Raw genomic sequence first — 13375 nt, 5'->3', positions numbered from 1 at the left:
GGCCGGCCGGCCGGAGGTGGATGCCGCGGTGGCGGCGGCCAAGGCGGCGCTCAAGGGCGACTGGGGCCGCATCTCGGTCACCGAACGCTGCAAGCTGCTGGACGCACTGGCGCTGGAGATCAACCGGCGCTTCGACGACTTTTTGCAGGCCGAGATTGCCGACACGGGCAAGCCCCATCACCTGGCCTCGCACGTCGACATTCCGCGCGGCGCGGCCAACTTCCAGGTGTTCATCGACACCATCAAAAGTGTGTCCACCGAGTCGTTCACCATGCAGACGCCCGACGGCAAGACAGCACTCAGCTACGGCGTGCGCGTGCCGCGCGGCGTGATTGCGGTGGTGTGCCCGTGGAACCTGCCGCTGCTGCTGATGACCTGGAAGGTGGGCCCGGCGCTGGCTTGCGGCAACACGGTGGTCGTCAAGCCATCGGAGGAAACGCCGGCGACGACAACGCTGCTGGGCGAGGTGATGAACGCGGTGGGCGTGCCCAAGGGCGTGTACAACGTGGTGCACGGCTTCGGGCCCGATTCGGCGGGCGAATTCCTCACCACGCATCCCGACGTCAACGGCATTACCTTCACCGGCGAAACGCGCACCGGCACGGCGATCATGAAGGCGGCGGCCGAGGGCATTCGCCCGGTGTCGATGGAGCTGGGCGGCAAGAACGCGGCCGTGGTGTTTGCCGACTGCGACTTTCAGGTGGCGGTGGACACCGTCACCCGCTCGTGCTTCGAAAACGCCGGCCAGGTCTGCCTGGGCACAGAGCGCGTTTATGTGGAACGCCCGCTGTTCGACAAGTTCGTCGCCGCGCTCAAGCAAAAGGCCGAAACCATGACGCCTGGCCTGCCGTTCGACGCCGCCACCCGGATCGGCCCCGTCATCAGCAAGGAGCACCAGGCCAAGGTGCTGTCCTACTACGCCAAGGCGCGCGAGGAGGGGGCCACGGTGGTGACGGGCGGTGGCGTGCCCGACATGCCGGCCGCGCTGAAGGACGGCTGCTGGGTGCAGCCCACCATCTGGACCGGCCTGCCCGAGACCGCGAGCGTGGTCGTCGATGAAATCTTCGGCCCCTGCTGCCACGTCAGTCCCTTCGACAGCGAAGACGAAGTGCTGGCCAAGGTCAACACCAACCGCTACGGCCTGGCCACCTCGATCTACACGCAGGACATCGGCCGCGCCAACCGCATGGCGCAGGGCATTCACGTGGGTCTGGCGTGGATCAACAGCTGGTTCCTGCGCGATCTGCGCACCTCGTTTGGCGGTTCCAAACAGTCGGGCATCGGGCGCGAAGGCGGGCTACACTCCTTCGAGTTTTACACCGACCTGCGCAACGTGATGGTGAAGTTTTGAGCCGAATCGGGCTTCAGGCCGCACCCACCGAGCGCAATCAGCTCATTTTTTCATAGTCAATGATGCAAGCAAGTCAGATCAAGAAGCTGGGCGATGCGCTGTTCGATGCGCTCACCGCCTGCACCACGCTGCCGCCGTTGACCAGCCAGCACGCGGGCATCACCGTCGACGACGCCTACGCCATCCAGCAGCGCCTGATGGCGCGGCGCCTGGATGCCGGCGAGAAGGTGATCGGCAAGAAGATCGGCGTGACCAGCCAGGCCGTGATGGACATGCTGGGCGTGGACCAGCCCGACTTTGGCTGGCTGACCGACGCCATGGTCTACGGCGAGGGCGAGGCCATCCCCATGAGCCGCCTGATCCAGCCCAAGGCCGAGGGCGAGATCGCCTTTGTGCTGAAGAAGACGCTCAAGGGCCCCGGCATCAGCGTGGCCGACGTGCTGGCCGCCACCGACGGCGTGATGGCCTGCTTCGAGATCGTCGATTCGCGCATCCAGGACTGGAAGATCAAGATCCAGGACACCGTGGCCGACAACGCCAGCTGCGGCGTGTTCGTGCTGGGCGACCGGCTGGTGGACGTGCGCGACGTGGACCTGACCACCTGCGGCATGGTGCTTGAGAAAAACGGCGAGATCGTCGCCACCGGCGCCGGCGCCGCCGCCATGGGCCACCCAGCCAACGCCGTGGCCTGGCTGGCCAACACGCTGGGCGCGCACGGCATCGCGCTGGAGGCGGGCGAAGTGGTTCTGTCGGGCTCGCTGGGCATCATGGTGCCGGTCAAGGCGGGCGACAACCTGCGCGTGACCATCGGCGGCATTGGCGGCTGCGGCGTGCGGTTCATATGAACAACCCCCTGAGCGGCTTCGCCGCTTCCCCCTTCTCTCGCGCTTGCGCGCGGGAAGGGGGACGACGCCAGCGCGGCGGGGCGGCCCTTGCGCGGCGTCCGCTGGCCTGGGCTACGCAGGCATTCAACGCCGCGGGTGCGATGACCGCACTGTTTGGAGAAAAGCAATGAGCAAGAAAATCAAGTGCGCCCTGATCGGCCCCGGCAACATCGGCACCGATCTGCTGGCCAAGCTGCAGCGCAGCCCGGTGCTGGAGCCGGTGTGGATGGTGGGCATCGACCCCACGTCCGACGGCCTCAAGCGCGCTCAGGAGATGGGCATCAAGACCACCGCCGACGGCGTGGACGGCCTGGTGCCGCACATCAAGGCCGATGGCGTTCAGATCGTGTTTGACGCCACCAGCGCCTACGTGCACGCCGAGAATTCGCGCAAGGTGACCGAGCAGGGCGCGATGATGATCGACTTGACGCCCGCCGCCATTGGCCCCTACTGCGTGCCTCCCGTGAACCTGAAAGAGCATGTCGGCCAGGCCGAGATGAACGTCAACATGGTCACCTGCGGCGGCCAGGCCACCATCCCCATGGTTGCAGCCGTCAGCCGCGTGCAGCCGGTGGCCTATGCCGAGATCGTGGCCACCGTGTCCAGCAAGTCCGCCGGCCCCGGCACGCGCAAGAACATCGACGAGTTCACCCGCACCACGGCGGGCGCGATCGAGAAGGTGGGCGGCGCCAAAAAGGGCAAGGCCATCATCATCATCAACCCGGCCGAGCCGCCGCTGATCATGCGCGACACCGTGCACTGCCTGACCGAGGGCGAGCCCGACCAGGCCGCCATCACCGACAGCATTCACAAGATGATTGCCGAGGTGCAGAAGTACGTGCCAGGCTACAAGCTGGTCAATGGCCCGGTGTTCGACGGCAGGCGCGTGTCGGTCTTTCTGGAAGTGGAAGGCCTGGGCGACTATCTGCCCAAATACTCCGGCAACCTGGACATCATGACGGCCGCCGCCGCGCGCACCGCCGAGATGTTTGCCGAGGAAATTTTGGCGGGCAAGCTCAAGCTGGAACCGGCCATCGCCTGATTTTTCTCCCTCCCCCGCTGGGGGAGGGCAGGGGTGGGGTTCAGCGTCACCAGCCACGTGGCGCGCCCCCATCCCAACCTTCCCCCAGAGGGGGAAGGGGCTTGAAGACAGAAGAGGAACATGACATGAGCATCAAAGGCAAAAAAGTCACCCTGCACGAAATGGCGCTGCGCGACGGCATGCACCCCAAGCAGCACCAGATCACGATCGAGCAGATGAAGACCATCGCCACCGCGCTGGACGCGGCCGGCATGCCCCTGATCGAAGTCACCCACGGCGACGGCCTGGGCGGCAACTCGGTCAACTACGGCTTTGCCGCGCACAGCGACGAGGAATACCTGAAAGCCGTGATCCCGCTGATGAAGCACGCCAAGGTCTCGGCGCTGCTGCTGCCGGGCATCGGCACAGTGGACCATTTGAAGATGGCGCACGACGTGGGCGTGCACACCATCCGTGTGGCCACGCACTGCACCGAGGCCGACGTGAGCGAGCAGCACATCACCATGGCGCGCAAGCTGGGCATGGACACCGTCGGCTTTCTGATGATGAGTCACATGAACAGCCCCGAAGGTTTGGTCAAGCAGGCAAAATTGATGGAAGGCTACGGCGCCAACTGCATCTACATCACCGACTCGGCCGGCCACATGCTGCCCGAGGACGTGCGCGCCAAGCTGGGCGCCGTGCGCCAGGCGCTCAAGCCCGAGACCGAACTGGGCTTCCACGCCCACCACAACCTGGCCATGGGCGTGGCCAACTCCATCACCGCGATCGAGATGGGTGCCAACCGCGTGGATGCCGCCAGCGCCGGCCTGGGCGCGGGCGCGGGCAACACCCCCATGGAGGTGCTGGTCGCGGTGCTGGACATGATGGGCGTGCAGACCGGGGTCGACGTGTTCAAGATTCAGGACGTGGCCGAAGACCTGGTGGTGCCGATCATGGACTTCCCCATCCGCATCGACCGTGACGCGCTGACGCTGGGCTATGCGGGGGTGTACGGCTCCTTCCTGCTGTTTGCCAAGCGCGCCGAGAAGAAATACGGCGTGCCGGCGCGCGAGATTTTGGTCGAGATGGGCCGCCGCGGCTGCGTGGGCGGGCAGGAGGACATGATCGAGGACGCAGCCCTAACGCTCTCGAAAGCGAAGCGCGCTGGGCAAGCCAGACAACCACAAACGGCCTGAAAGGCGCATCACCATGGCTCTCAGTTCCAAGACGCTCGACCAACTGGCCAGGCACCTGCACGCCTGCCAGCGCGAGACGCGCGACACGCCCAAGATCACGGACGAGCATCCGCAGATGGATTTCGACGATGCGTACGCCATCCAGGACCGCATCCTGGCCGCCAAGCTCAAGGGCGGCGCGCGCGTGGCGGGCTACAAGGCGGGGCTCACGTCGCACGCCAAGATGAAGCAAATGGGCGTGAGCGATCCGGTGTTCGGCTTTCTGGTCGATGAATTTACCGTGGCCGACGGCGGCGAGGTCAAGGTGAGCGAGCTGATCCACCCCAAGGTCGAGCCCGAGATCGCCTTCGTCACCCGCGCGGAGCTGAGGGGCCCCGGCTGCAACATCGCCAGCGTGCTGGCCGCCAGCGACATCGTGCTGCCCGGCATCGAGGTCATCGACAGCCGCTATCGCGACTTCAAGTTCGACGTCAAGAGTGTGATTGCCGACAACACCTCGGCCGTGCGCTTCGTCGTCGGCGGTCATGCGGTGGATGCGCGCAGCGTGGACTTGCGCACCGCAGGCCTGGTGCTGGAGAAAAACGGCGTGCCCGTGGCCCTGGGCGCCGGCGCCGCCGTGCTGGGCCATCCGGCCGCGGCCGTGGCGATGCTGGTCAACCACCTGGGCCGGCGCGGCAAGAGCCTGCCGGCGGGCTCGCTGGTGCTGTCGGGCGGCGCCACCGAGGCGGTGTCGGTGCAGGCGGGCGACCACGTGAGACTGCGCGTGCAGGGCATGGGCAGCGTGTCGCTGCGCTTCGTGTGAGCGGCAGGCCCGGGTCGGCGGCCAATCAAGGCTCGGCGTAGCGCTGCATCACATACGTGCCCGGCGCGTCGCCCAGGCTGGCCTGGGCGGGGATGGGCTTGGCGCGCACCGGCTTGCCCGAGTGCGCGGCCAGCCAGACTTGCCAGGCGGGCCACCACGATCCCTCGTGCGACGCAGCCTGGGCGCGCCAGTCCTCGGCGCTGATCCACTCGCCGTCGGCCGGGCGCAGGGCCAGGCTGTAGTGGCGGTTGGCATGGCCGGGCTCGGAGACGATGCCCGCGTTGTGCCCGCCGCTGGTGAGCACGAAGGTGATTTCGGCGTCGCTCAGGTGGTGCAGCTTGTAGACCGAATGCCAGGGCGAGACGTGATCGCGCTCGGTGCCGACCAGGAAGATCGGCATGCGCAGGTCCTGCAGCGACACGGGCCGCCCGCCGGCGCGATAGCGGCCATGCGCCAGGCTGTTGTTCAGGTACAGCCATTGCAGGTACTGGTGGTGCATGCGCGCGGGCAGGCGGGTGGTGTCGGCGTTCCAGGCCATCAGGTCGTTGCCTTGCTCGCGCTCGCCCATCAGGTATTCGCGCATGCGCCGCGTCCACACCAGGTCGCGCGAGTGCAGAAACTGGAACGAGCCGGCCATTTGCCGGCCGCTCAGGTAACCCTGGCCGCGCATCAGGTGGTCCAGCAGGTTGACCTGGCCTTCGTCGATCAGCAGGCCCAGCTCGCCCGGCTCCGAGAAATCGACCTGTGCGGCCAGCAGCGTGAGCGTGGCGGGCGCGGGCACGTCGGGGTAGCCGGGCATGCCGCCCTCGCGCGCCAGCGCGGCGCAGGCGGCGGCCAGCAGCGTGCCGCCCAGGCAATAGCCCATGGCGTGCAGGCGGGCGCCGGCGCTGTCCTGCGCGGCGGCGCGTAGGGCCTCCAGCACGCCCAGCTCCAGGTAGTCGTCCATCGACAGGTCGCGGTCGGTTTCGTCGGGGTTGCGCCAGGACAGCATGTATACCGTGTGCCCCTGGCTGACGAGGTACCGCGCCAGCGAGTTGTGCGGCGACAGGTCGAGGATGTAGAACTTCATGATCCACGAAGGCACGATCACCACCGGCTCGGGGTGCACCGTGGCGGTCTGCGGCGCGTAGCGGATCAGCTCGATCAGGTGGTTGCGATACACCACGCTCCCGGGGGTGACGGCGATGTTGCCGCCGACGACAAAGCGCGCGGCGTTGGCTTCGTCTTCTTCGGTGGGCACGCCGGTCATGTCCGCCGACCAGTTCTGCAGCCCGCGCGCCAGGTTGGCGCCGCCCGACTCCAGCGTGTGCCGCAGCACCACGGGGTTGGTCAGCAGGCGGTTGGCCGGCGTCATCATGTCCAGCCACTGCCGCGCAAAGAAGTCCACCATCTGCGTGTGGTGCGCGGTCACGCCCGGCACCTTTGCGGCCTCGCGCCAGAACGCCTCGGCGTGGCGAAAGCCCGCGCGCCAGCGGTTGAAGGGCCAGCGTGCCCAGTCCTCGGCGCGAAAGCGCGGGTCGTCGTCCTGCAGGCCGGTGTCGTCGTCGGCCGGCGTGCGGACACTCTCCAGCGCCAGCTTGGCGGCCAGCCCGGCCAGCTCGATCTGCCGCCCGGGCGATGCGGCCAGGTGCCAGGCCCAGTCGGCCCAGGCCAGGCCGAGCGCGATGGGCGAGAGGTTGCCGAAAGCGGTGGCCATGCCGGTCTGCGCCAAGCGATCCAGGCGCTGGGTGGGGGTTTCGCTTTCCGGTGGCGCGGCGGGCACCACCTCGATGGCCGACATGGCGGGTTCGGCGCGATGCAGTGGACGTGTCTTGGTTGAGGGGCGACGTTCCATGGCGAGGCGGGCTCCGGCAGTTTTGAGATCATGGTAACCCGCCAACGACAACCGGGCGCCGCCATCGGGTTTGCAAGGGCTGAATTTTTGTCCCTGGTCAAGGTCTGGTCCAACGGAAGCGTATAAGGTTGACTCAAACACACGCGGCAGGAGGGAGCCAGGACGGGCTGGCACCGCCGCATGCGCGGGCGCCCGATCGACCGGAGAAAGATGATGGCCAGGTATCGAGACAAGCCCCGCGCGCCGGCGCCTTCGCGCCCATGATGCGCCCCGTTTTTGACCCGCTTCAATTGCAATCGGCGCTGCTGGACGTGCAGGCCGCGTCGCACGCGTCGGCCACCGCGCTGGCCCGCCGCCAGCAGATGCGCCTGGCGAATCTGCTGGCGGCGGTGCAGGGCTCGCGCCTGTATCAGGAGCGGCTGCGGGGCCTTGACGGGCCGTTCGACTTCCAGTCCGTCGCCCCGGTCACGCGCGCCGAGCTGATGGCGCGCTTTGACGACTGGGTGACCGACCCCGCGCTGCGGCTGGACGACCTGCAGGCGCTCACGCAAGACCCGGCGCGCGCGGGCGAGGCCTGGCTGGGTCGCTACGTGGTGTGGGAAAGCTCGGGCACCAGCGGGCGGCCGGGCATCTTTGTGCAGGACGCGCGCGCCATGGCGGTGTACGACGCGCTGGAGGCCACGCGCCAGCGCCCGCCGCCGCGCACGGCCGCACTGCCGTTCTGGCCGCTGACGGCGCTGGGCACCTTGAGTGGGCTGGACTGGATGGGCGCCAGCGACCGGCACGCACTGGTCACGGCCACGGGCGGGCACTTTGCCAGCACGGTCAGCTTCGAGCGGCTGCGCGCCATCAACCCCTGGCTGGCACTCAACGCGCGCAGCTTCAGCGTGCTGCAGGCGCTGGACGCGCTGGTGCCCGCGCTCAACGCGTTTCAACCCACCGTTCTGGCCACCTACCCGACGGCCGCCGCCGTGCTGGCCGACGAGGCGCTGGCCGGGCGCCTGCGCATCGCGCCGCGCTGCGTGATGATGGGCGGCGAGTCCGTCAGCCAGGCCGTGCGCCAGCACGTGGCGCGCGCGTTTCGGGCGGTGGTGCGCTCCAGCTACGGCACCTCCGAGTTCCTGCCGATTGCGTGGGAGTGCGCGCACGGCCAGCTGCACGTCAACGCCGACTGGGTGCTGCTGGAGCCGGTGGACGAACACCAGCGCCCCGTGCCGGCCGGCCAGCGCTCCGACAGCGTGCTGCTGACCAACCTGGTCAACACCGTGCAGCCCCTGATCCGCTACGACCTGGGTGACCGCATCACCTGGCACGGATCGGGCTGCGCCTGCGGCTCGGCGCTGCCGGTGATCGAAGTGCAGGGCCGCCACGACGACGTGATGCACGTGCCCGCATGCCAGAGCGGGCGCACCGTGGCCCTGCTGCCGCTGGCCCTGTGCACCGTGCTGGAAGAAGAGTGCGGCGTGTTCGACTTTCAGCTGCGCCAGCAGGGCCCCGACACCCTGGTGCTGCGCCTGGGCCTGCATGGCGAGCAGGGCGCCGCCACCGTCGACCGCTGCCGCGAAGCCCTGCAGCGCTTTGCCCGCGCCCAGGGCGCCCAGCCCCTGCGCGTGCTGGCCGAGCTGGGCTGCGAGGTGCCGCGCGGGCGCAGCGGCAAGGCCTGCCGGGTGGCGCTGGACGCGGCGGCGTAAGCACGCCACGGCCCCGCTGGCGGGCGGGGCTTGTCATCAAGGCCAAAATGGGCTGCAGCGCCCGCCCATCGGGCGCAAGCAGCTATCAAAATCATATTCTACAACCCGCGCCCCATCGCCATGCTCGTCCTCGATGCCCTCAGCCCCGCGCCACGCTCCCTGCGCATGTTTCTGCTCGAAAAGCGCCTGCAACTGCCCATGCGCCAGGTCGACGTCTTCAGCGGTGAAAACCGCCAGGCCCCCTACCTGGAGCACAACCCGGCCGGTCAAACGCCCGCGCTGCTGCTGGACGATGGCACCTGCATCGCCGAATCGGTGGCCATCATGGAATACCTGGAAGAGCGGCACCCCACCCCCGCGCTCATCGGCGCCACGCCCGAGCAGCGCGCCGCCACCCGCCAGTGGCAACGCCGCGTGGAGCTGAACATCACCGAGAACATCCACAACGCCTATCACTACGCCGAAGGCCAGGCGCGCTTTGCCGGCCGCATCCCCCTGGCGCCCGAGGCCGCCGCCGGCCTCAAGCGCGTGGCCCAAGACCGCCTGGCCTGGCTGGACGGCATGCTGGGCGCGCAGCCCTGGCTGGCTGGCGCGCGCTTTTCCATCGCCGACATCTGGCTGTACGTGTGGCTGGACTTTGCCGCCAGCGTGGGCCAGCGCTGGAACCGCGGCCTGCCACGCATCGGCCCCTGGTTTGAGCGCGTGGCCGCGCGGCCGTCGGCGGCGGGCAGCCTGCACCCGGCGTGCAAGGCGGGGGGTGTGCGGGGGTAGGGGGGGCGGGGCCAGCCTTCCGTCCATTCAAAGGTTCAAACCATTGGCTTTGAGCCGGTGAAACTGGGCGACTGGCGCAAGGTGTCCGAGACGCAGCCGTGACGCGGGATAGATCCGATCAAAATTTTCACTCTCCCATCCCTGTCGGCCTCGGGTGAGCCCGCTGCGTTCAGTCTTGACGGGGCGCGGCTTCGGCCTTGATCGAAACGGCCCCGAGCCCTTCACTCTGGAGACGATGATGAAAAAGTTGTTTCTGCCCGCGTTCACTGTTGGCGTTTTGGCGGCGCTTTGGTGCGCCGCGCCGGCTTGGGCCGGTGTGCCGCTCAAAGGCATTGGCGTCTCGCTGGGCAAGGTGCCCGGTGGTGGTCTGGCGCAGCGCACGACCGATGCCAGCGGGCAGGCCGATTTCGGCGTGCTCCCTGTCTTGCCGAGCGGCGTCGTGTATGAAATCACGATCGGTGCCGTGCCCGAAAAGGCCCAGGTCGAAGTCGCTGGCGCCAAGGACGGTGTGGCCATGCAGAAAAACATCGAGCACGCCGTCGGACAGCGCGCAGCCGCCACCACGATCCGCCTGGATGCGGATGGCAAGACGCCGCTGGTTGTCACGGTCACCGCCGAGTCGGCGCGGCCGGCGGTGGTCGGCAAGCCCAAATCGAACTGAGGTGCGCGAGTCGCCTCAACTGGTTTGGCATCGCGGCGCCGGCAACAGACTCACGTCGCGAAAGCAGGCGCGGTTGGTCCGCAGTGCCACCCTTGGCAGACGGGTTCTGGACTGGGCACATGGCCGCCGCGTGCGGGCCAAGCTGGCGGCCTGACGGCGGCGCGGCTGGCGCGGCGCTTCTACAATGCCCGCATGAACCCTTTTGCCAGCGCGCCGCAGCGCGCAAGACAAGTCTTTTCGGCCTGCAGCGCCTATCCTGCCAGCGCAAGCAGCTATCAAAACAGGAACAACCCAGCCCATGCCCGGCGCTGAGATGGCGCTGTGGGCGGCGCTGGGCCTTGCCCTGATCAACCTCGTGCTGGTGCTGGCCTTGCTGCTGCGCGGCCCGCGCCGACCGGCCGACGTGGCCGCGCGGGCCGAGCTTCAGCAGCTGCTGGAGCAGGCGGCGGCGCACCAGGCCGAGCGGGTGGAGCGCGGCTTGCGCCAGGAGATGGGCGAGGGCGCGCGCGGCAGCCGGCAGGAGCTGGCGCAGAGCATGGCCACGTTTCAGGACGCGGTCACGCGCCAGGGCGCCGAGGCGGTGCGCACGCAAAACGCGCAGGTCGATGCGCTGGCGATGCAGCTCACGCAACTGCGCGGCACGCTGGCCGCGCAACTGCTGGAAACGCGCGGCACCCTGGGCGACACCCTGGTGGCGCAGCTGCAGGCGCTAGGCTTGACGATGACGCAGCAGGCGCAGGAGGCCACGCGTACGCAAAACGCGCAGATCGACGCTTTTGCCCAGCAGCTGGCGCAACTGCGCGGCGGGCTGTCGGAGACGCTGACGCAGCAGTTGCAGCATTTGTCGGAGGCCAACGCGCGCCGCCTGGCCGAGGTGCGCGGCACGCTGGAGCAGCAACTGAGTGCGCTGCAGACCAGCAACAGCGCCAAGCTCGACCAGATGCGCCAGACGGTGGACGAGAAGCTGCACGCCACGCTGGAGCAGCGCCTGGGCGAGAGCTTCAAGCAGGTGGCCGAGCGGCTGGAGCAGGTGCACAAGGGCCTGGGCGAGATGCAGACCCTGGCGCAGGGCGTGGGCGACTTGAAGCACCTGCTGGCCAATGTCAAGACACGCGGCACCTTCGGCGAGGTGCAGCTGGGCCAGTTGCTGGAGCAGGTGTTCGCGCCCGAGCAGTACGCCGAGCAAGTCGGCACGGTGCCGGGCAGCAAGGAGCGGGTGGACTTCGCCATTCGCCTGCCCGGGCGCCGGGACGACGGCGCGCCGCTGTGGCTGCCGATCGACGCCAAGTTTCCGACCGAGGACTACGAGCGCCTGCTGGATGCGCAGCAGCGCGCCGACGCGGCGGGCGCCGAGGACGCGGCCAAGGCGCTGGAGCGGCGCATCCGGCTGGAGGCGCAGAACATCGCCGCCAAATACGTCGAGCCGCCGCACACCACCGACTTCGCCATCCTGTTTTTGCCCACCGAGGGCCTGTACGCCGAGGTGCTGCGCCGCCCGGGCCTGATGCAGGCGCTGCAGCAGGAGCACCGCGTCACGCTGGCGGGGCCCACCACGCTGCTGGCCATGCTCAATTCGCTGCAGATGGGTTTTCGCACCCTGGCGCTGGAAAAGCGCAGCAGCGAGGTGTGGCAGGTGCTGGGCGCGGTCAAGACCGAGTTCGTCAAGTTCGGCGGCGTGCTGGGCGACGTGCGTCGGCAGACGCAGACCGTGCTCAACACCCTGGACAAGGCGCAGACGCGCACCAACGTGCTGAACCGGGCGCTCAAGCAGGTCGAGGCCCTGCCGGCCGACGGCGCGCAACGACTGCTGCCCGACGCCGCGGCCGACGAGGAGCCCGAGGCCTGACGATGTCGCCGGGAACTTCAAAAACGATAGCTGCGCGCGCTTCGTTCACGCCGGCATCGGGCCCATCAGCCTGCAAAAGCGCGAACGCATGACCGGCCGCGGGCTGTTGCGCCTGGTGTCGGCGCAGATCTGCGTGCACAGCGCCATGACGGGCTCGCGCCTGGCCGCGCCGCTGCTGGCGCTCAAGCTGGGTTACAGCGCGGCGGCGGTGGGGGTTCTGCTGGCGCTGTATTCGCTGTCGGCGGTGTTCCTGGCGCTGCCGGCCGGGCGTTTGGCCGACCGGCGCGGCCTGCACCTGCCCCTGAACCTGGCGGTGACGGCCGCGGTGGCGGGCGCCGCCCTGGCCGCGCTGTGGCCCGTGTTCGCGGTGCTGTGCGGCTCGGCCCTGTTGCTGGGGGCGTCGGCCAACACGGCGCAGATTGCGCTGCAACGGCACGTGGGGCGCTCGGCGCACGACGCCGGCGAGCGCAAGCTGGCCTTCAGCTGGATCGCCATCGCGCCGGCGGCGGCCAACTTTGCCGGTCCGCTGATTGCGGGCCTGCTGATCGACCACGCCGGCCCGCAGCCGGGCGATCTGCGCGCCTATCGCATCGCCTTTGCTGCGCTGGCGGCGCTGCCGCTGGCCTGCTGGTGGCTGTTGCGCCGCGCGCCCGAGGCGCCGCAGGCGCCGGCCATCGAGCCGCGCACCAGCCAGTCGGTGTGGGACCTGCTGGGCCTGCCCGCGCTGCGCCGCCTGCTGCTGGCCAACTGGCTGCAAAGCATGGCCTGGGATTCGCACACCTTCGTGCTGCCGCTGCTGGGACACGACCGCGGCCTGGAGGCTTCGGTCATCGGCGCGCTGATGGGCGCCTTTGCCATTGCCGCAGCCCTGGTGCGCATGGCGCTGCCGCTGCTGGCGCGTCGCTTTGCCGAGTGGCAGGTGATCTACGCCGCCACGCTGCTGGCGGCGCTGGCCCTGCTGGCCTATCCGTGGACGCAGGGGCCGATCGGCATGGCGCTGTGCTCGACGCTGCTGGGCTTGACGCTGGGTGCGGTGCAGCCGATGGTGCTGTCGCTGCTGCACGAGGTCGCGCCGCCGGCGCGCCAGGGCGAGGCAATGGCGCTGCGCTCGCTCACCATGAACGCGTCCAGCTTTGCCATGCCGCTGCTGTTCGGCTCCATTGGCGCGGTCACCGGCACCGCCGGCCTGTTCTGGATCGTGGCCGGCGTGCTGGGCGTGGGCGCGCGCGCCGTGCCGGGCTTGCGCAAGGGGGTTGCGCCGCACGGGTGACGGGCGCCGGTGGAAGAGGACCCAAGCCCGCGAGCGGCCTGCCGC

Annotated in this window: 11 protein-coding genes; 10 read left to right on the top strand and 1 reads right to left on the bottom strand. The window is 69.0% G+C overall.

What is annotated here, in order from left to right:
• From U1F38_RS11725 to dmpH, 5 genes are all read left to right on the top strand, one after another.
• Nucleotides 1–1351 (top strand): 2-hydroxymuconic semialdehyde dehydrogenase (locus U1F38_RS11725; RefSeq protein WP_409987239.1); only part of this gene is annotated, 1351 nt, incomplete at its 5' end.
• Nucleotides 1352–1413: 62 nt separating this feature from the next.
• Entirely contained in the window at nt 1414–2196 is a 783-nt protein-coding gene (dmpE, locus tag U1F38_RS11720; protein WP_409987252.1) for a 2-oxopent-4-enoate hydratase, read from the top strand.
• A 166-nt stretch (nt 2197–2362) separates the two neighbouring features.
• Nucleotides 2363–3277, top strand: a complete 915-nt coding sequence (locus tag U1F38_RS11715; protein ID WP_409987238.1) for an acetaldehyde dehydrogenase (acetylating) — start codon at nt 2363–2365, stop codon at nt 3275–3277.
• 125 nt (nt 3278–3402) lie between these two features.
• Entirely contained in the window at nt 3403–4455 is a 1053-nt protein-coding gene (gene dmpG / locus U1F38_RS11710) for a 4-hydroxy-2-oxovalerate aldolase (protein WP_409987237.1), read from the top strand.
• A 13-nt stretch (nt 4456–4468) separates the two neighbouring features.
• Entirely contained in the window at nt 4469–5257 is a 789-nt protein-coding gene (gene dmpH, locus U1F38_RS11705) for a 2-oxo-3-hexenedioate decarboxylase (protein WP_409987236.1), read from the top strand.
• A gap of 25 nt (nt 5258–5282) precedes the next feature.
• On the opposite strand, the gene U1F38_RS11700 is transcribed toward dmpH, so the two are convergent.
• Nucleotides 5283–7091 (bottom strand): PHA/PHB synthase family protein, encoded by a 1809-nt coding sequence (locus U1F38_RS11700; RefSeq protein ID WP_409987235.1) that lies wholly within the window; start codon nt 7089–7091, stop codon nt 5283–5285.
• 260 nt (nt 7092–7351) lie between these two features.
• On the opposite strand from U1F38_RS11700, the gene U1F38_RS11695 reads away from it, so the two are divergent.
• The 5 genes from U1F38_RS11695 (at nt 7352) to U1F38_RS11675 (ending at nt 13330) form a co-directional block, all read left to right on the top strand.
• Nucleotides 7352–8782, top strand: coding sequence for a phenylacetate--CoA ligase family protein (locus U1F38_RS11695; RefSeq protein WP_409987234.1), 1431 nt, complete (start codon nt 7352–7354; stop codon nt 8780–8782).
• A 120-nt stretch (nt 8783–8902) separates the two neighbouring features.
• Nucleotides 8903–9553, top strand: a complete 651-nt coding sequence (locus U1F38_RS11690; RefSeq protein ID WP_409987233.1) for a glutathione S-transferase family protein — start codon at nt 8903–8905, stop codon at nt 9551–9553.
• A 154-nt stretch (nt 9554–9707) separates the two neighbouring features.
• Entirely contained in the window at nt 9708–10214 is a 507-nt protein-coding gene (locus tag U1F38_RS11685; RefSeq protein ID WP_409987232.1) for a hypothetical protein, read from the top strand.
• 298 nt (nt 10215–10512) lie between these two features.
• The gene (rmuC, locus tag U1F38_RS11680; RefSeq protein WP_409987231.1) at nt 10513–12060 is read left to right on the top strand and encodes a DNA recombination protein RmuC; all 1548 of its coding nucleotides are present in this window, start codon (nt 10513–10515) and stop codon (nt 12058–12060) included.
• An 88-nt stretch (nt 12061–12148) separates the two neighbouring features.
• Entirely contained in the window at nt 12149–13330 is a 1182-nt protein-coding gene (locus U1F38_RS11675; RefSeq protein WP_409987230.1) for an MFS transporter, read from the top strand.
• Nucleotides 13331–13375: the final 45 nt, after the last annotated feature.

Source organism: Ottowia sp., from assembly GCF_046348305.1.
Classification (GTDB): Bacteria; Pseudomonadota; Gammaproteobacteria; order Burkholderiales; family Burkholderiaceae_C; genus Ottowia.
This window is presented reverse-complemented; position numbering and strand designations above follow the sequence as displayed.